Source organism: Vulcaniibacterium gelatinicum (assembly GCF_008033445.1).
GTDB classification, from domain to species: Bacteria; Pseudomonadota; Gammaproteobacteria; order Xanthomonadales; family Xanthomonadaceae; genus Vulcaniibacterium_B; species Vulcaniibacterium_B gelatinicum.
Map to the genome: position 1 here is coordinate 18,984 of NZ_VNKO01000007.1, position 16,723 is coordinate 35,706.

General features: G+C 73.5%; 18 protein-coding genes. 13 read left to right on the plus strand and 5 right to left on the minus strand.

The window, feature by feature from the left end; translation table 11 throughout:
- Window positions 1–6: 6 nt before the first annotated feature.
- From rlmKL to FPV26_RS05790, 3 genes are read right to left on the minus strand one after another with little or no spacing between them, the layout of a single operon-like run.
- Window positions 7–2,166, minus strand: coding sequence for a bifunctional 23S rRNA (guanine(2069)-N(7))-methyltransferase RlmK/23S rRNA (guanine(2445)-N(2))-methyltransferase RlmL (gene rlmKL / locus FPV26_RS05780; protein WP_147652767.1), 2,160 nt, complete (start codon window positions 2,164–2,166; stop codon window positions 7–9).
- A 28-nt stretch (window positions 2,167–2,194) separates the two neighbouring features.
- A complete protein-coding gene (locus FPV26_RS05785) occupies window positions 2,195–2,719 on the minus strand; it encodes an alpha/beta family hydrolase (protein ID WP_147652869.1) in 525 nt (174 codons plus the stop codon).
- Window positions 2,720–2,721: 2 nt separating this feature from the next.
- The gene (locus FPV26_RS05790; RefSeq protein ID WP_147652768.1) at window positions 2,722–3,222 is read right to left on the minus strand and encodes an MOSC domain-containing protein; all 501 of its coding nucleotides are present in this window, start codon (window positions 3,220–3,222) and stop codon (window positions 2,722–2,724) included.
- A gap of 40 nt (window positions 3,223–3,262) precedes the next feature.
- Between FPV26_RS05790 and FPV26_RS05795 the strand changes: the two genes are divergently transcribed.
- The 8 genes from FPV26_RS05795 to FPV26_RS05830 all read left to right on the plus strand — a co-directional run bounded on the left by FPV26_RS05795 (window position 3,263) and on the right by FPV26_RS05830 (window position 10,114).
- Window positions 3,263–3,835 carry an N-acetylmuramoyl-L-alanine amidase gene (locus FPV26_RS05795; RefSeq protein ID WP_147652769.1) on the plus strand — a complete coding sequence of 191 codons (573 nt, stop codon included), beginning with the start codon at window positions 3,263–3,265 and terminating at the stop codon, window positions 3,833–3,835.
- A gap of 75 nt (window positions 3,836–3,910) precedes the next feature.
- Window positions 3,911–4,819: an acyl-CoA thioesterase gene (locus FPV26_RS05800; RefSeq protein ID WP_147652770.1), complete on the plus strand. Its 909-nt coding sequence runs from the start codon at window positions 3,911–3,913 to the stop codon at window positions 4,817–4,819.
- A 4-nt stretch (window positions 4,820–4,823) separates the two neighbouring features.
- On the plus strand, window positions 4,824–5,660 hold the full coding sequence (locus tag FPV26_RS05805) for a putative signal transducing protein (protein ID WP_147652771.1): 837 nt from the start codon (window positions 4,824–4,826) through the stop codon (window positions 5,658–5,660).
- A gap of 100 nt (window positions 5,661–5,760) precedes the next feature.
- Window positions 5,761–6,342: a hypothetical protein gene (locus tag FPV26_RS05810; protein ID WP_147652772.1), complete on the plus strand. Its 582-nt coding sequence runs from the start codon at window positions 5,761–5,763 to the stop codon at window positions 6,340–6,342.
- Window positions 6,343–6,353: 11 nt separating this feature from the next.
- Entirely contained in the window at window positions 6,354–7,079 is a 726-nt protein-coding gene (locus FPV26_RS05815) for a hypothetical protein (protein WP_147652773.1), read from the plus strand.
- A gap of 101 nt (window positions 7,080–7,180) precedes the next feature.
- Complete coding sequence (locus FPV26_RS13010; protein ID WP_147652774.1) at window positions 7,181–8,095, plus strand: RNA polymerase sigma factor; 915 nt, start codon at window positions 7,181–7,183, stop codon at window positions 8,093–8,095.
- A 34-nt stretch (window positions 8,096–8,129) separates the two neighbouring features.
- Complete coding sequence (locus tag FPV26_RS05825; RefSeq protein WP_147652775.1) at window positions 8,130–8,891, plus strand: arginyltransferase; 762 nt, start codon at window positions 8,130–8,132, stop codon at window positions 8,889–8,891.
- Window positions 8,892–8,995: 104 nt separating this feature from the next.
- Window positions 8,996–10,114 carry an endonuclease/exonuclease/phosphatase family protein gene (locus FPV26_RS05830; protein ID WP_246109226.1) on the plus strand — a complete coding sequence of 373 codons (1,119 nt, stop codon included), beginning with the start codon at window positions 8,996–8,998 and terminating at the stop codon, window positions 10,112–10,114.
- On the opposite strand, the gene FPV26_RS05835 is transcribed toward FPV26_RS05830, so the two are convergent.
- Window positions 10,115–10,486 (minus strand): hypothetical protein, encoded by a 372-nt coding sequence (locus tag FPV26_RS05835; RefSeq protein ID WP_147652777.1) that lies wholly within the window; start codon window positions 10,484–10,486, stop codon window positions 10,115–10,117. It lies immediately after the preceding gene.
- Between the two features lie 26 nt (window positions 10,487–10,512).
- Entirely contained in the window at window positions 10,513–11,727 is a 1,215-nt protein-coding gene (purT, locus tag FPV26_RS05840; protein WP_147652778.1) for a formate-dependent phosphoribosylglycinamide formyltransferase, read from the minus strand.
- 61 nt (window positions 11,728–11,788) lie between these two features.
- On the opposite strand from purT, the gene FPV26_RS05845 reads away from it, so the two are divergent.
- The 5 genes from FPV26_RS05845 to FPV26_RS05865 all read left to right on the plus strand — a co-directional run bounded on the left by FPV26_RS05845 (window position 11,789) and on the right by FPV26_RS05865 (window position 16,722).
- Entirely contained in the window at window positions 11,789–12,703 is a 915-nt protein-coding gene (locus tag FPV26_RS05845; RefSeq protein WP_147652779.1) for a hypothetical protein, read from the plus strand.
- A gap of 96 nt (window positions 12,704–12,799) precedes the next feature.
- Entirely contained in the window at window positions 12,800–13,663 is an 864-nt protein-coding gene (locus tag FPV26_RS05850) for an SPFH domain-containing protein (protein WP_147652780.1), read from the plus strand.
- A gap of 21 nt (window positions 13,664–13,684) precedes the next feature.
- Window positions 13,685–13,876, plus strand: coding sequence for a type II toxin-antitoxin system antitoxin (locus tag FPV26_RS05855; protein WP_147652781.1), 192 nt, complete (start codon window positions 13,685–13,687; stop codon window positions 13,874–13,876).
- A 32-nt stretch (window positions 13,877–13,908) separates the two neighbouring features.
- The gene (locus FPV26_RS05860) at window positions 13,909–14,706 is read left to right on the plus strand and encodes a M15 family metallopeptidase (RefSeq protein WP_147652782.1); all 798 of its coding nucleotides are present in this window, start codon (window positions 13,909–13,911) and stop codon (window positions 14,704–14,706) included.
- A gap of 75 nt (window positions 14,707–14,781) precedes the next feature.
- Window positions 14,782–16,722: an acyltransferase family protein gene (locus FPV26_RS05865; protein WP_147652783.1), complete on the plus strand. Its 1,941-nt coding sequence runs from the start codon at window positions 14,782–14,784 to the stop codon at window positions 16,720–16,722.
- Window position 16,723: the final 1 nt, after the last annotated feature.

The window sequence follows — 16,723 nt, forward strand, 5'->3', positions numbered from 1 at the left end:
GCGCCGTCACCGATGGCGCAGGCGCCAGCAGCGGTGGATGCGCGGATCGCGCGCGAAATCGGGCGGGATCGTCCGCGGGGTGATGTCCTCGCAGTGCGCGAACTGCGCCACCGCCGCCTCGTCCAGGCGGAACCGCCGGTAATTGTTGGAGAAATACAGGGTGCCGCCCGGCGCCAGGCGCGCCATCGCCGCGCGCAGCAGGCGCACGTGCTGCGCCTGCACGTCGAAGTCGCCGGCGCGCTTGGAATTGGAGAAGGTCGGCGGGTCGCAGAAGACCAGGTCGTACTGGCCGCGGTCGGCTTCCAGCCAGGCCAGCGCGTCGGCCTGCACCAGGCGGTGGCGCGCGCCGCCCAGGCCGTTCGCGCGCAGGTTCTCGGCCAGCCACTGCAGGTAGGTGGCGGACAGGTCCACGCTGGTGGTCTCGCGCGCGCCGCCCAGCGCGGCATGCACGGTCGCCGCGCCGGTGTAGCAGAACAGGTTGAGGAAGCGCGCGTTCCCGGCCTCGGCCGCGAGCTGCAGGCGCAGCGGGCGGTGGTCGAGGAACAGGCCGGTGTCCAGGTAGTCGGTCAGGTTCACCCGCAGCACCGCGCGTCCTTCGCGCACGTGCAGGAACTCGCCGCGCGCGTCCATCCGCCCGTACTTGCTGCCGCCCTTGCCCACCGCGCGCGTCTTCAGCACCACCCGCTCCTTCGGCAGCGCGAACACCTCGCGCGCGGCGGCCAGCAGCGCGTTGCGGCGGCGGCGCACGTCGGCCTCGGGGATCTCGCGCGGCGCGGCGTACTCCTGCACGTGCAGCCAGGTGTCCGCGTCGAGCGTGGTGTACACGTCCACCGCCGCGGCGTACTCGGGCAGGTCGGCGTCGTAGGCGCGGAAGCAGGTCACGCCCTCGCGCTCGCGCCAGCCCTTCAGGTGGCGCAGGTTCTTGCGCAGCCGGTTGGCGACCATCTGCGCGCCTTCCGACAGCACGGGCGCCGCCTCGGCCCCGCCGGCTTCCGCCGCCCTGGCCCGCGCCGGCGGCCGCACCGGATCGGCCACGAGCAGGGTGCATTCGAGCGTGCCGTTGAACAGGGTGTAGGTCCTGCGCGCGCGCAGGCCGGTGGCGAACGCCAGCTCGCGGTCGCCGCACAGCAGGCTCGCGCGCCAGCCGGGCACCGCGCGCACCAGCGCGTCGCCGAGCGCGCGGTACAGGGCCGGATCGGCAGCCAGGCGCGCGTCGTAGGGCGGGTTGCACACGACCAGGCCGGCGGGCATCGCCGCGAACGCCGAGGCCTCCAGCGCAGCGACATCGCCAGCCTCCCACGCGATCGCTGCGGCCACGCCGGCCGCCTCGGCATTGGCCCGTGCCGCGGCGATCGCGCGCGGGTCGAGATCGCGGCCGTGGAACGCCGCACGCAATGCGGCCCGTCCACGCGCCTCGCGTTCGCGCGCCTGTCCGCACAGCGCGTCCCAGGCCCGCGCATCGAACCCGCGCCAGCGCGTGGGCGGGGATCCGCCATGGCGCAGCAGCCCGGGCGCGACGTCGGCCGCCATCAGCGCGCCCTCGATCACCAGCGTGCCGCTGCCGCACATCGGATCGAGCAGCGCCCCGCCCGCGGCGTACACCTGCGGCCAGCCGCCGCGCAGCAGCACCGCCGCGGCCAGCGTCTCCTTCAGCGGCGCCTCGCCCTGCGCGCGGCGCCAGCCGCGCCGGTGCAGCGCGCCGCCGCCGAGGTCCACCGACAGCACCGCGCGCCTCTTGCGCACCACCAGGTTCAGGCGCAGGTCCGGCGCCTCCAGGTCCACGTCCGGGCGCGTTCCCGTGCATGCGCGCAGCGTGTCCACCACCGCGTCCTTGACCCGCTGCGCCGCGTAGCGCGCGTGGGTCAGCGCCGGGCCCGAGACGTGCGCGTCCACCGCCAGCGTGTGCCCCGGCGCGAGGTGTTCCTCCCACGGCAGCGCGGCCACGCCCGCGTACAGCGCATGCTCGTCGGCGCAGGCGAACTCGGCCAGCGGCCACAGCACGCGGCTGGCCAGGCGCGACCACAGCACCGCGCGCTGCGCATCGGCGAGCGTGCCCTCGGCGTTGACCCCGGCGAGCGCGGCGGTGGCCTGCGCGCAACCGAGCGCGAGCAGTTCGTCGGCGAGCAGGTATTCCAGGCCCCTGGCGCAGGAGACGAAGAACTTCATCGGATCGGCTCCCGCGCGAATGCCGGCGTCACAGCGCGGCCAGCAGCCGGGCGAAGGACTCGGCCGAATCCGCCACGTGCGCGGCCAGGCGATGGCTGTCGTCCACCAGCAGCAGGCGCGCGCTGCGCGGCTGCGCCCACGCGATCACCTCGGAGGCCGGGATCAGTTCGTCATGCCAGCCGTGGATGATCGAGACCGGCACGCGCGCGGCCTCGAGCGGCGGCGCCTCGCCCATGCGCACCGGCGGCGCCATCAGGAACAGCCCCGCCACCGGCACCTGCAGCGACACCCGCGCCGAGATCCACGCGCCCAGGCTGGAGCCGGCCAGCACCAGCGGCCCGCGCGCGGCCGCGGCCTGCGCCAGCGCGAGCAGGCGCTGCACGCGCGCCGGCACGTCTCCCAGTTCGCTCACCTCGCGCCGGGCGTCCAGGTCGGTGTAGTCCGGCCGTTCGTGGCTCCAGCCCAGACGTTCGGCCGCCTCCGCCAGCGCGGTCACCTTGGTCGCGTCGGGGCCGCTCTCGAAACCGTGCGACAGGATGCAGTGTCCGCGCATGCTCATTCGTCCTCCGCGCGCACCGCATCGCCGACGCGGAACACGCCGCCTTGCAGGACCCGCGCGGTCAGCCCGCCGTGGCCGCGCATCGCATTGAAGCCGCCGGGCCCGAGCGCGAGCTCCATGCGCGCGCATGGGTCGCACTCGCCGGTGCCTTCGAGCAGCACCGTGCCGATGCGGAACCGCCGCCCCTTCAGCGCGATCAGCGGAATGCCCGAGACCACCACGTTCCGCCGCAGCAGCGCCGGCGCCACCGTCGCATGCCCCGCCAGCGCGGCGATCGCCGGCAGGTGTTCGGCCTGGAGCAGGGTCACCCCGCGCTTGCCGCTGCCGCCGGCGTACCGGTCGCCGACCAGCCCCGCGCCCGCGACCGCCTCGGCTGCGCTCACCTCGGTCATCGGCGCCTCGCGCGCCGGACGCAGCCCGATCCACTCCACGCGGCCGGCGCGCGGCAACGTGGCCATCAGCCGGCCGAGCGCGGAATCGGCGGAAGGCAGCGACATGCGAAGTTCCCGGAAAGCCCCGAATGCTAGCATCCGCCGCATGCTGCCCGAGCCGCCGCCGCTGCCGATCCAGGTGGACCCGCTGCCCTACGAGGCGCGCCTGGACACCCGCCCGCCCTCGCAGGTGGACCTGGTGGTGATCCACTGCACCGAACTGCCGGACCTGGCCACCGCGCGCGAATACGGCGAGCGCGTGCTGTACGACTCCGGCACCGGCAACAGCGGCCACTACTACATAGACCGCGACGGCAGCGTGCACCAGTACGTCGCCCCCACCCGCATCGCCCACCACACCCGCGGCCACAACCCGCGCTCGATCGGCATCGAACTGGTCAACCCCGGCCGCTGGCCGCACTGGCTCGCCGCCGACCACCAGGCGATGACCGAGCCCTACACCGAAGCGCAGATCGCCGCCCTCCTCGCCCTGCTCCGGCGCCTGCGCGCCGAGCACCCCAACCTGCGCTGGATCGCCGGCCATGAGGACCTCGACACCACCGAAGTCCCCGCCAGCGACGACCCCACCCGCAGCGTGCGCCGCAAGCGCGACCCCGGGCCGCTGTTCCCGTGGGCGCGGGTGGTGGAGGCGTCGGGATTGGCTCGGCTCGTCCCCTGAACGCAGCAGCGCGCGCCGCACGGCAGGGCTGCCACACGCACTTAGAATGGAGCGCCCTGCCCCGCCGCCGCGCCCATGACCTCCTCCCCCGTCTCCGAACTGATTGACCTGCTCTCGCTCGAGCGCCTGGAGGACAACCTGTTCCGCGGGCAGAGCCGCGACATCGGCACGCGCTACGTGTTCGGCGGGCAGGTGCTGGGGCAGGCGCTGAGCGCGGCGCAGGCGACGATGGATTCGGTGGACGAGCCGCGCAGCGCGCATTCGCTGCACGCGTATTTCCTGCGCGCGGGCGACATCGAGCATCCGATCGTGTACCTGGTGGACCGCACCCGCGACGGCGGCAGTTTCTCGGTGCGGCGGGTGACGGCGATCCAGCACGGGCAGCCGATCCTGTTCCTGGCCGCCTCGTTCCAGCACGCCGAGGACGGCGCCGAGCACCAGCTCTCGATGCCGGAGGTGCCCGGGCCGGAGGACATCGAGCCGGCGCCGGCGCTGTCGCCGGAGCAGATGGCGCGGCTGCCGAGCAAGGTGCAGCGCTGGCTGTCGCGGCAGGGGCCGTTCGAGTTCCGCCACGTGTATCCGCGCGACGAGCTCAATCCGCCCAAGCGGCCGCCGTACCAGCAGGTGTGGTTCCGCCTGAGCGAGAAGGTGGGCGACGCGCCGGAGCTGCACCGCGCGCTGCTCGCCTACGCCTCCGACTTCCACCTGCTCGGCACCGCGACCTTCCCGCACGGCATCAGCTATTTCCAGCCGAACGTGCAGATGGCCTCGCTCGACCACGCGCTGTGGTTCCACCGCCCGTTCCGCGCCGACGACTGGCTGCTGTATTCGCTCGACAGCCCGAGCGCGCAGGCCAGCCGCGGCCTGGCGCGCGGGCTGGTGTACGACCGCCACGGCCGGCTGGTGGCGAGCACGGCGCAGGAAGGGCTGATCCGGGTGGTGAAGGCGGACAAGGCCGACGCGCCGGTGCGCGCGAAGGGGTGAGGCGATGCGCCAGGTCTTCACCAGCCCGCGCCTGGAGAACGTCGAAGGCGTCGCACGCGTGCTCGAGGAAGCCGGGATCGAGGTGCGCATCACCCACGGCCGCTCCTACAAGGGCGGCTGGAGCGGGCGGCGCAGCTACCGCGAATCGGCGCAGGGCGAGCCGCAGCCCGCGGTGTGGGTGGTGAAGTCCGAGGACCAGCCGCGCGCGCGCCAGATCCTGCGTGCGGCCGGGCTGCTCGACAGCACGCGCATGCCGGCCGACAGCTACCTCGGCCCGTCGCTGCACGACCTGCCGGAGCCGCGCGCCGCGCCCACGCCGGAACGGCGCGCCTTCCGCTTCAAGCTGTGGCTGCTGGTGGCGATCGCGGTGGTGCTCGTGCTCGCCTACGGGGCGATGCGCAAGCCGACGCCGGAGACGTCCGCGCCGGCCACGACGCCGCGCGCCGCGCGCCCGGCGACGCCCGCGCAGGCCGCCCCCACGCCGACCTGGCCGGTGGACACCCCGCCCGCGCTGGTGCAGTTGCTGGCCGCCGCCGAACTCGACGCGCACGCCCCGGCCTCGGCCTGCCTGAGCGTGGACGAACGCACGCCGCCGGCCGAACTGCTCGCCGCGCTCGGGCGCGACGGCTTGACCCTGGTCGCCGGCCCCGCCTGCGCGGCGGACATCGAACTGCGGCTCGCGATCGGCCCCTACCTCACCGACGGTTCGGGCAGCGGCACGGTGCGCCTGACGCTCACCGCCCCCGGCCCCGACGGCCGCCCGGCGGCCCAGGCCCGCACCCTGCACGTGCAGCGGCAGGGCGAACAGTGGCGGGTGCTGCGCGTGCTCGAGGTGCGCTGAACCACCCTGCCCGGAGCGTCGCGCTGGCCCCGCCGACGCCCGCTTCCCGTATCACCGCAGTGATGCGGCCGCAGGCCGCGACGCCCGCCGGGGGTGCGCAATGCAGGGGAATCGCCGTTTCCGGCGCTGGGGCCGCGCATGCGCCCTCGCGCTGCTGATCGCGGGCACCGGGGTGGCGTCCGCCGCCGATCCGCCGATCCGCAGCTACCGCCTCGAACTCAAGCCGATGCACGGCATCGAGCACGGCAAGGCCGCGGTGGTGAAGGGCGAGGTCGGCAAGACCCCGCACCGCTTCGTCGTGGACGGGGTGACCTCGCTGATGCCGGTGGTGGTGCTGGTGCGGCCGGTGCGCGGGGAGGACGGCGTCGCCATCCGGCTCAGCAAGTACGGCTGGAACCAGCCGCTGCGCAGCGGCGAGGCCAAGGGCAAGCCCGAAGGCTTCAAGTTCCGCACCGAGGGCGAGTTCCAGATCGCGGTCAGTTCCGGACGCGAGCGCACGCCGTACCGGCTGCTGGTGTGGGCCGGCGACGAGGTCAAGCCGGAACTGCGGCCGGTGGTGGTCAAGGCCAGCGAACTCAAGGACGGCAAGGGCGGCATCCCGAGCCTGTGGTGGATCGTCGGCGGCCTGGTCGTGGTCGGCGCCGGTGTGGCCGTGTTCCTGATGCGGAGGAAGCCGTCATGATGCGACCGACGATGAAGCGCACCGTCATGAACCGGATCCGGATTGCGACTCTCCTCCTGCTCGCACTGGCCGGCATGCCGGCGATGGCACAGACCGCGGGCATGGTGGAGGACTGGTACGACCTCGAAACCGAGCGGCGCGAACGGGAGAACGAGGAACAGGACGCGCGCGACGAGGCCGGCCGCGGCGCGGTGGACCAGGGCCTGGAACTGACCACCTGGGGCGTGGGCGCGGTCCAGTCCGCACGCGAGTTCTACGACAACTGGACCGCGCTCGACGAGGACAGCGCCGATTGCGGCGCCGCCTACAACGATGCTTCCGCGCCCACCGTGCCCTCGCAGTGCGCCGAGGACGAGGCCTGCGAGCGCTGCTACGCCGAGGCGGTGCGCAAGATCGACTTCAACCGTTTCTACATCGAGCGTGCCTACTGCATCACCGCGGTCAACGTGAAGATGGCCAACTCGGCGATGGCCTTCGGCGACAGCACCTCGGGCATCCACGGCGTGGCCGGCCTGTCCTGGCAACTGCAGGGCAAGCCGCAGATCAAGCAGGCGGTGGACCAGCTCAAGCGCACCTACAGCAACAAGGCCGGACAGTACCTGCGCAACCTGGACGAGGCGCTGCGCGAACTCGGCCAGTGCGAGGCCGAGCACTACGGCGAGCGCGACTGGTACCAGCGCTACGGCTGGATCTACCTGAACTTCATGAAGGCCCGTTACGCCTCGCCGCCGGATTGACCCGGCGGCGGGGGCGGCGGACGACCGCCGCGGGCGCCCGGTCACATCCGGCGCGCCCGCGCGTCCCTGATGGCAAGCTGTCCGCCTTCGGGATGCCCGCCATGCACGCCGCCGCCCTCGACCAGCTCCTGCTCCGCGACCTGCCCGCCGCCAGCGGCGGCGACCGCGATGCCTACGGCCGCATCGTCGCCGCCTGCCAGAACGCGATCACCGCGATCGCGCTGGCGATCACCCGCGACGTGCAGGCCAGCGAGGACATCGCCCAGGAGGCGTTCCTCAGCGCCTGGCAGAAGCTCAGGCGGCTGAACAACCCGGCCAGCTTCCTGCCGTGGCTGCGCCAGATCACGCGCAACCTCGCCCACGACCACCTGCGCGCGCGGCGCCACGAGGCCGCGCCGGCCGACGAGGCCGAAGCCGTGATCGCGGCCGCCGCCGACCCTGCGCCCACGCCGATGCAACGGCTGCTGGACGACGAACGGCAGCAGGCTGCGGCCGAGCTGATCTCGACCCTGCCCGACGAGAGCCGCGAGGTGCTGCTGCTGTACTACCGCGAGGGCCGCAGCTCGCAGCAGGTGGCGCTGCTGCTCGGCAGCGCCGGCAGCGTCGGCCTGGCCCTGGTGGCCGCGTTCGCCGGAATCTGGCTCGGCCTGCGCCGGCAGCTGCGCGGCGCGCTCGACGAGCGCGAGCGCATGGGCCTGGTGCGCAGCGCGGTGATCAACGCCCTGGCCACGGTCGGCTATCTGCTCGCGATCCTGGTCATCACCCCCAGCACGCAAGGCTGGATCGCTCCGGTGCTGGCCACGCTCGCGTTCATGGCCATGGTGTTCTGGCAGTCGCTGGTGGTGCAACCGCGGGTGCTGGCCCGCCGGCATGCACTGGAAGCACAGCGTGATCCGGCGGCCGCCGCGCGCCGGCGCCGGCGCGAGCGGATCCAATGCTGGATCGGCGCCACCATCGGCCTGGTCTGCGGCCTGGGCGGGCTGATCGTCGGCCTGGTGTCCTCCGGCCGGATTTGAACCCCTTCGGGCGGGCCCGCGCTATGCTCGGGCCATGGGTGCACGTCCGGACAACACGAGCACGGCCGCCGGCGACGCGGAAGAGCTGCGTGTGTTCTACAGCGGCGAACATCCGTGCGGCTACTGGCCCGCGCGGATCGCGCGCGACCTCGTCCTCGATCCGCGCGACCCGCGCCTGCGCGAGCACTACGCCCAGGCGCTGGCCTGGGGCTTCCGCCGTTCCGGCGACATCGTCTACCGCCCGCACTGTTTCGGCTGCCGCGCCTGCATCGCGGTGCGCATCCCGGTCGCGGAGTTCGTGCCGAACCGCAGCCAGCGCCGCTGCCTGCGCCGCAACGCCGACGTGGACATGCGCATCGTCCCCGCCGAGCGCAGCGACGAGCACCTGGCCCTGTACCGCCGCTACCTGCGCATCCGCCATCCCGGCGGCGGCATGGACGGCCACGGCGCGCCCGAATTCGACCAGTTCCTGATCGGCAGTTGGAGCGACGGCCGCTTCCTGGAAATGCGCGAACACGGCAGCCACCGCCTGCTGGGCGTGGCGATCACCGACCTGGTCGAGGACGCGCTGTCGGCGGTGTACACCTTCTACGACCCGGCCGAACGCGAACGCGGGCTGGGCACCTTCGCGATCCTGCAGCAGGTCGCATGGGCGCGGCGCGACCACCGCCGCCACGTCTATCTCGGCTACTGGATCGCCGGCCATCCGAAGATGGACTACAAGCGCCGCTTCCAGCCGCTGGAGGCGTTCGACGGCCGCGGCTGGCGGCGGCTGCAGGCCGCCGACGACGCATGAGGCCGCCTTCGCTGGTCCGCCCTGCGACGGCGCTCGCGGCGATCCTCGCGTTCGCGCTCGCCGGCTGCGTGCGCGTGCGCGTCCACGGCGATCCGGAGGCGGCGATGGCACCGGCGGCGTTGCGGGTGGCGACCTACAACACCTCGCTGTACGACGGGACGCCCGGCGGCCTGGTGCGCCGGCTCGAGGCCGGCGACGAACGCGCGCGCCGGATCGCGGCGGTGCTGCAGCGGGTGCGCCCCGACATCGTGCTGCTCAACGAGTTCGATTACGACGCCGAGGGCCGCGCGGCCACCCTGTTCCAGCGCGACTACCTGGCAGTCGCGCAGCCCGGCGGCGGCGCGCCGCTGCACTATCCCTACCGCTACCTCGCCCCGGTCAACACCGGCGTGGCGAGCGGGCTCGACCTGGACCGCGACGGCAGCGCCGGCGGCGCAGGCCGCCAGCACGGCGACGACGCCTGGGGCTACGGCCTGTTCCCCGGCCAGTACGGCATGCTGCTGCTCTCGCGCCATCCCATCGCCGCCGCGCAGGCGCGCACGTTCCGGCTGCTGAAGTGGAGCGCGCTGCCGGATGCGCGCCGGCCGCGCGATCCGGCCAGCGGTACGTGGTGGCACCCCGATGCGGTGTGGGCGCAACTGCGGCTGTCGTCGAAATCGCACTGGGACGTGCCGGTGGACACCCCGCACGGCCGCGTGCACGTGCTCGCCGCGCACCCCACCCCGCCGGTGTTCGACGGCCCGGAGGACCGCAACGGCGCGCGCAACCACGACGAGATCCGGCTCTGGGCCGAGTACCTCTCGCCCGGTGTGAAGCCCTGGCTGTGCGACGACGACGGCCGTTGCGGCGGGCTGCCCGCGCAGGCGCGCTTCGTGCTCGTGGGCGACCTCAACGCCGATCCGGACGACGGCGAGAGCGTGCCGGGCGCGATCGCGCAACTGCTCGCCCATCCGCGCGTGGACGCGCGCTTCGTGCCGCGCAGCGAGGGCGCGGTGCAGCAGGCCGCGGCCTACGGCCTGCCGCGCAAGGGCGACGTGGCCAGCCACACCGGCGACTTCGGCCCGCAGACCGGCACCCTGCGCCTGGACTACGTGCTGCCCTCGCGCGGCTGGCGGGTGCTGGACGGCGGGGTGTACTGGCCGGTGCCGGGCACGCTCGCGGACGACCCGACCACGGCTTCGGACCACCGCCTGGTGTGGCTCGACCTCGCCGCGGAGCCCTGATCAGCCTTCCGGCTCGTCGCTCGGCTTGATGCCCCGCGCCGGCGGCACCGGCGCCGGCTCCGCATCGCCCGCGGCCGAGGCCCCGAAGGCCAGCGAGGGCGTGTCGCGGATGAAGCCGAACACCCCGTCGCTGCGCGCCGACACCACCATCCGGATCATGTTGGTGGGCACCATCAGCTCGAGCGCGATCTCGCGCCCGTCCGGGGTGCGGCCCTCGAGGATCAGCTCGGCCAGCGGGCCGCCGGCGTCCACCTCGGCGCACAGCAGGTGCGGGCCGGCCGGGCCGTCGCTGAGGTAGGGCCGGATCGCCTCGCCCAGCACCTCCAGCGCCTGCGGGAAGAAGAACACCGCATAGCCGCGCGCTTCGTTCATCGTCCGCTCCCTCTGCGAGCCGTTGCCTACCTTAGCGCGATCTGCAGCGCGGCCGCGGCCTCGCGCGCCCGCGCCCGCGCCGTCTCGATGTCGTCCGCGCGCGCCAGGGTCACGCCGACGCGGCGGTGGCCCTCCACGCGCGGCTTGCCGAACAGGCGCAGCGCGGTGTCGGGCTGCTGCAGTGCGGCCTCCACGTTGCCGAACACCGGCACGCCGTGGCCGTGCGCCAGCACCGCGCACGAGGCCGACGGCCCGAGCTGGCGGATCCGGCCGCGTTCATCCGCGGGAATCGGCAGGCCGAGGATCGCGCGCGCGTGCAGCGCGAACTCGGACAGATCCTGCGAGGCCAGCGTGACCAGGCCGGTGTCGTGCGGGCGCGGCGAGACCTCGCTGAACCACACCTGGTCGCCCTTGACGAACAGTTCGACGCCGAACACGCCCCAGCCGCCGAGGTCGTCGGTGACCGCGCGCGCGATCTCCTCCGAACGGCGCAGCGCGGCCGGGCTCATCGGCTGCGGCTGCCAGCTCTCGCGGTAGTCGCCGTCCTTCTGCAGGTGCCCGATCGGGTCGCAGAAGCTGGTGCCGCCGGCGTGGCGCACGGTGAGCAGGGTGATCTCGTAATCGAAATCAATGAACCCTTCGACGATCACCCGTCCGCGCCCGGCGCGGCCGCCGGTCTGCGCGTAGTCCCACGCGGCGTCCACCTCGTCCTCGCGGCGCACCAGGCTCTGGCCCTTGCCGGAGGAGGACATCACCGGCTTGACCACGCACGGCAGGCCGAGCGCACGCACCGCCTCGCGGTAGTCCTCGAGCGTGTCCACGAAACGGTAAGGCGAAGTCGGCAGGCCCAGCGTCTCCGCGGCCAGCCGGCGGATGCCCTCGCGGTCCATGGTCAGGCGCGCCGCGCGCGCGGTCGGGATGATGCGGGTCGGCGCGCCGGTGCGAGCGTATTCCTGCTCCAGTTCCACCAGCGTCTGGGTGTGGATCGCCTCGATCTCCGGCACGATCAGGTGCGGCCGCTCGCGCACCACCAGGGCGCGGATCGCCTCGCCGTCGAGCATGTCGAGCACGTGGCTGCGGTGCGCCACCTGCATCGCCGGCGCGTCCGCGTAACGGTCGGCCGCGATCATCTCCACGCCGAAGCGCTGCAGCTCCAGCGCGACTTCCTTGCCGAGTTCGCCCGAACCGAGCAGGAGCACGCGGGTGGCGTGCGGGGACAGCGGCGTACCGATCGTGACCATGGCGGTGCAGGAAAAAGGCGGGCGCGTAGTCTACCCGCGGCGCGCATGCGATCCTTCGCCCATGCCGTTGCGCTGCATCCTCGTCCTCCTGTTCGCCCTGGGCCTGGCCGCCTGCGCCGGCGAATCCGCGCCGGAACCCAGGCTCTCCGGCCTGATCCTCGACGCCGAACTCGACGAGGTCAGCGGCCTGGCGCCCTCGCGCCACCATGCCGACACGTTGTGGGTGATCGAGGACGGCGGCAACGGCGCGGTGCTGCACGCGGTCGGCCGCCGCGGCGGCCGGCGCGCCAGCCTGCGCCTGGAGGGCGTGGCCAACACCGACTGGGAGGACCTGGCGCGCTTCGACCGCGACGGCCGTTCGTACCTGCTGGTCGCCGACGTCGGCGACAACGGCGGCCTGCGCCGCACCCTGCAGCTGCACGCGGTGGTGGAACCGCTCGCGCTCGAGGACGGCGGCCGGCTGCGCCCGGCCTGGTCGCTGGCGTTCCGCTGGCCCGACGGCCCGCGCGACTGCGAGGCGATGGCGGTGGACGCCGAGCGCGGCCAGGTGCTGCTGATCTCCAAACGCCGCCGGCCGCCGGAGCTGTTCGTGCTGCCGCTGCGTCCGCACGGCCCGGCCGTGCTCACCGCACGCCGCATCGCTCGCCTCGGCGGCCTGCCCGCGCCCGACCCGGTGCTGCTGCGCGAGGCGCCCACGCGGGCCCGCACCCAGGCCCAGGTCACCGCAGCCGACCTCAGCCCGGACGGCCGCACCCTGGCCGTGCTCACCTACCGCCACGTGGTGCTCTACGCCCGCGCCCCCGGCCAGCCCTGGGCGGCCGCGGTGCGCGCTCCGGTCGCGGTCCACCCCCTGCCCGGCTGGATGCACCAGGCCGAGGCCCTGGCCTGGGCCCGCAACGGCCGTGGCGTGTACGTGACCGGAGAGTTCAGCCCGGCACCGCTGCTGTACCTGGCCCTGCCCAAGCGCAAGTCCTGAGTCCTCCCGGCGCGCGATCGCCGACGGGTGGCGCTTGCCTGACAGATATCATTTTGATATCAATTTGTCTCCAGCCTCACGGTACAGGTCACGGCCATGAAAGAGAACCCGATCCGTTCCCTCCCCGGCATCCCGATGCTGCTCCTGCTGCTGCTCGCCATCCTCGCCGGGGCCTGGGGCATCTACCTCGGCACGCGCGCCGACAGCGCGGGCATGACGGTGTCCGCCCTGCTGTTCACGTTCCTGGCCTTCTTCCTCGTGTTCGGCCTGTACATGGTCGAACCCAACCAGGCCGCCGTGCTCAACCTGTTCGGCAAGTACGTCGGCACGGTCAAGGAACAGGGCCTGCGCTGGAACAACCCCTTCTACGGCAAGAAGAAGGTCTCCCTGCGCGTGCGCAACTTCGAGAGCGGCAAGCTCAAGGTCAACGACCGCGACGGCAGCCCGATCGAGATCGCCGCGGTGATCGTGTGGAAGGTGGTGGACTCGGCCGAGGCCGTCTACAACGTGGACGACTACGAGAGCTACGTGCACGTGCAGTCCGAGGCCGCGGTGCGGGCGATGGCCAGCAGCTACCCGTACGACCAGCACGAGGAAGGCGAGGTCTCGCTGCGCAGCCACCCCGGCGAGGTCAGCCAGCACCTCAAGGAACAGCTCGACGAGCGCCTCACCCAGGCCGGCGTGGACGTGCTCGAGGCGCGCATCAGCCACCTCGCCTACGCGCCGGAGATCGCCCAGGCGATGCTGCAGCGCCAGCAGGCCAACGCGATCATCGCCGCGCGCACGCGGATCGTCGCCGGCGCGGTGGGCATGGTCGAGATGGCGCTGGCGGAGCTGGAGAAGACCGGCACCGTCCGGCTCGACGAGGAGCGCAAGGCGCACATGGTGAGCAACCTGCTGGTGGTGCTGTGCAGCGAGCGCGCCACCCAGCCGATCGTCAACGCCGGCACCCTGTACTGACCGACGCGACCCGGGCCGCCCGTGAGCGAGAAGAAAGCCTTTCCGCTGCGCATCAACGCCGAGATCCTGGCGGCCACGCAGCGCTGGGCCGACGACGAGCTGCGCAGCCTCAACGCCCAGATCGAGTACGTGCTGCGCGAGGCGCTGCGCAAGGCGGGGCGGCTGCCGAAGCCGGGCGCCCCGCCGTCCGGGCAGGACGGCGAACCGGGATGACCGCGCGCCGGGGCGCGGGTAACCTGCGCGGCATGCGCGTCCGCCCCCGCCTGCTGGTCAATACCCCGACGATCGAACTGTGGCCGGCCTGGCTGCTGCGTGCGCGCGCCAACCGCGACGCACGCCTGCTCGCGCGCGCCCGCTACGTGCTGCGGCGCAAACATGGCGGCCGCTACCTGGCCGCGGAGTGCGACGGCGCGCTGGTGCCGATGGTGCCCGAGCTGGCGCGCGAGCCCGGCATCGCCGACGCGCTGCGCGCGCTGGCCGCGCATCCGCCGCACGCGCGGCCGGGCATGGACACGGCCCGCCCGCTGCCGGTGGACCGCCTGCGCGAACGCCTGCACGCGCTCGGCCTGGACGAAAGCTACGCCGAACGCACCGGCCTGCCGCTGGTGCCGGAGCCGGACTGGCTGCAACTGGCCGGGTTCGACCGCTATTGCCGGCCGTTGTGGCTGCTGGCGCGGGCCGCGCGCGCCTGGAACGCGATGCAGGCCGCGGCCCTGCGCGAGGGCGTGGTGCTCGAGGCGATCTCCGGCTGGCGCAGCCACGACTACCAGCTCGGCATCTTCGAACGCAAGCGCGCGCGCGGGCTGAGCGTGGCCGAGATCCTGGCGGTCAACGCCGCGCCCGGCTATTCCGAACACCATTCCGGCCGCGCGCTCGACATCGGCACGCCGGACGAGCCGCCGGCCGAGGAATCGTTCGAGCGCACCGACGCCTTCGCCTGGCTGCGCGGCAACGCGCACGCGTTCGGCTTCGTCATGAGCTACCCGCGCGACAACCCGCACGGCATCGTGTACGAGCCCTGGCACTGGTGCCACCGCGGCTGAACGCCGCGCGGCAGCCGTTCAGCCGCGGCCCCTGGCCCGGGCCAGCCGCAGAATCCGTAATGCGGTAGCGACCGCATGAAATTCCGCACCGACATCCAGGCCCTGCGCGGCATCGCCGTGCTGCTGGTGATCCTGCAGCACGCGCAGGCGCGCTGGCTGCCGGGCGGCTACCTGGGCGTGGACGTGTTCTACGTGATCTCGGGCTTCCTGATCACGGGCATGGTCCGCGACGGGCTGGCGCAAGGCCGCTTCCGCTTCGGCGAGTTCTACTTCCGCCGCGCCAAGCGCCTGCTGCCGGCGGCCTACGTCACCTTCCTGCTGACCGCGGTCGCGGCGGTGTTCCTGCTCGATGCGCGCGAATGGCGCGACTTCGCCGCCCAGCTCGCCGGAGCGGTGACCTTCACCGCCAACTTCGTGCTGCTCGGGCAGACCGGCTATTTCGAGGGCGCGGCCGGGCTCAAGCCGCTGCTGCACACCTGGTCGCTCGCGGTCGAGGAGCAGTACTACCTGCTGCTGCCGGCGGCGCTGGCGTTCACGCCGCGGCGCTGGTGGGTGCCGGGCACGGTCGCGGTGTTCGCCGCGAGCCTGGCGCTGGCCCTGGTCTGGGCGCGGACCTGGCCGGAAGCCGGGTTCTACCTGCTGCCGGCGCGCGCCTGGGAGCTGGCGATCGGTTCGCTGGTCGCGTTCGCGCCGCAGGCGGCGCTGCAACGCACGCGCGCGGTGCGCTGGCTGTTTCCGCCGGCACTCGCCCTGCTGGTGCTGGTGCCGCTGTTCCCGCTGCCGGGCCATTCGCCGCTGAACGCGCTGGCGGTGTGCCTGGCCACGGCGGTGGTGATCCTGCGCGCGCATGCCGGCTTCGCCGCCTGGCGCGCGACCGGCTGGCTGGCGCGGGTGGGCGATGCGTCCTACTCGCTGTACCTGGTGCACTGGCCGGTGTTCGCGTTCCTGCACAACGTGTACGTCGGCGATCCTGCGCTCGGCGAGCCGTCGTTCGCGGTTCGCGCCGGCTGTGTGCTGCTGGCGATCGCGCTCGGCTTCCTGCTGCACGCGCTGGTGGAACAGCCGGTGCGCCGCGCGCGGCTGCGGCCGAGCCGGCGCCTGGTCGGGGCCACGCTGGCGACTTCGCTGGTGCTGGCGGCTGCGCCGCTGGCGCTCGGCGCGCACCTGCGTGCGGACGCGCGCGGCGCGGCGGCGATCGACCGCGCCGACAACGTCGGCTTCAGCCCGGACTGCGAGTTCTACCGCGGGTTCGAGCCGCTGCCGGCCTGCCGCAACGTGGCGGCGCCGCGGATCATGGTCTGGGGCGACTCGTTCGCGATGCACCTGGTGCCGGCCATCGCCGCCAGCACCGACGCCGGCGTGCTGCAGGCGACCAAGAGCTCGTGCGGGCCGCTGCTCGGCATCGCGCAGTGGTCGGACAGCTTCCCGCGCGCCTACGCCGGCAACTGCCTGGCGTTCAACCGCTCGGTGCTGGACTACCTGGCGCGCACGCCGACGGTCGAGACGGTGGTGTTGTCCAGTCCGTTCTACCCGTACATCGACGCGGAAAACCGCCGCCTGCTGCGGGAAACGCCGCACGGCCCGCGCGACGCCACGCCCTCGCCGGAGCTGGCCGTGGCCGCGATGCGCGACACCGTGCGTGCGCTGCGCCGGCTCGGCAAGCGGGTGGTGGTGGTGGCGCCGCCGCCGAGCGACGGGGCCGACTACACCCACTGCCTGGAGCGGCGCCTGGCCGGGCGCACCCTGTACCGGCGCATGGGCGTCACGTGCGACATCCCCCTGGCCTCCTACCACGCCAGCAAGGCGCGCACGCTCGCCCTGCTCAAACGGATCGCGCGCGAGGCCGACGTGGCGGTGGTGTCCTTCGACGCCCTGCTGTGCGATGCGCAGCGCTGCGCGACCATGCTCCAGGGGCGGCCGATCTACCGCGACGAGGGCCACTTCTCGACCGAGGGCGCGCGCATCGTCGGCCGCGCGATGCAGCTGGGGCGGGTCGTGGAGGCGCGGGCGCGCTGAC

Bases quoted from the DNA above. Each gene is read 5' to 3' on its own strand.
- FPV26_RS05825 (WP_147652775.1), top strand. From the start codon at position 8,130: ATGGGTGCACGTCCGGACAACACGAGCACGGCCGCCGGCGACGCGGAA.
- FPV26_RS05865 (WP_147652783.1), top strand. From the start codon at position 14,782: ATGAAATTCCGCACCGACATCCAGGCCCTGCGCGGCATCGCCGTGCTG.
- rlmKL (WP_147652767.1), bottom strand. From the start codon at position 2,166: ATGAAGTTCTTCGTCTCCTGCGCCAGGGGCCTGGAATACCTGCTCGCC.
- FPV26_RS13010 (WP_147652774.1), top strand. From the start codon at position 7,181: ATGCACGCCGCCGCCCTCGACCAGCTCCTGCTCCGCGACCTGCCCGCC.
- FPV26_RS05835 (WP_147652777.1), bottom strand. From the start codon at position 10,486: ATGAACGAAGCGCGCGGCTATGCGGTGTTCTTCTTCCCGCAGGCGCTG.
- FPV26_RS05805 (WP_147652771.1), top strand. From the start codon at position 4,824: ATGCGCCAGGTCTTCACCAGCCCGCGCCTGGAGAACGTCGAAGGCGTC.
- FPV26_RS05845 (WP_147652779.1), top strand. From the start codon at position 11,789: ATGCCGTTGCGCTGCATCCTCGTCCTCCTGTTCGCCCTGGGCCTGGCC.
- FPV26_RS05785 (WP_147652869.1), bottom strand. From the start codon at position 2,719: ATGCGCGGACACTGCATCCTGTCGCACGGTTTCGAGAGCGGCCCCGAC.
- FPV26_RS05830 (WP_246109226.1), top strand. From the start codon at position 8,996: ATGGCACCGGCGGCGTTGCGGGTGGCGACCTACAACACCTCGCTGTAC.
- FPV26_RS05790 (WP_147652768.1), bottom strand. From the start codon at position 3,222: ATGTCGCTGCCTTCCGCCGATTCCGCGCTCGGCCGGCTGATGGCCACG.
- FPV26_RS05815 (WP_147652773.1), top strand. From the start codon at position 6,354: ATGAAGCGCACCGTCATGAACCGGATCCGGATTGCGACTCTCCTCCTG.
- FPV26_RS05850 (WP_147652780.1), top strand. From the start codon at position 12,800: ATGAAAGAGAACCCGATCCGTTCCCTCCCCGGCATCCCGATGCTGCTC.
- FPV26_RS05800 (WP_147652770.1), top strand. From the start codon at position 3,911: ATGACCTCCTCCCCCGTCTCCGAACTGATTGACCTGCTCTCGCTCGAG.
- FPV26_RS05810 (WP_147652772.1), top strand. From the start codon at position 5,761: ATGCAGGGGAATCGCCGTTTCCGGCGCTGGGGCCGCGCATGCGCCCTC.
- FPV26_RS05860 (WP_147652782.1), top strand. From the start codon at position 13,909: ATGCGCGTCCGCCCCCGCCTGCTGGTCAATACCCCGACGATCGAACTG.
- FPV26_RS05795 (WP_147652769.1), top strand. From the start codon at position 3,263: ATGCTGCCCGAGCCGCCGCCGCTGCCGATCCAGGTGGACCCGCTGCCC.
- purT (WP_147652778.1), bottom strand. From the start codon at position 11,727: ATGGTCACGATCGGTACGCCGCTGTCCCCGCACGCCACCCGCGTGCTC.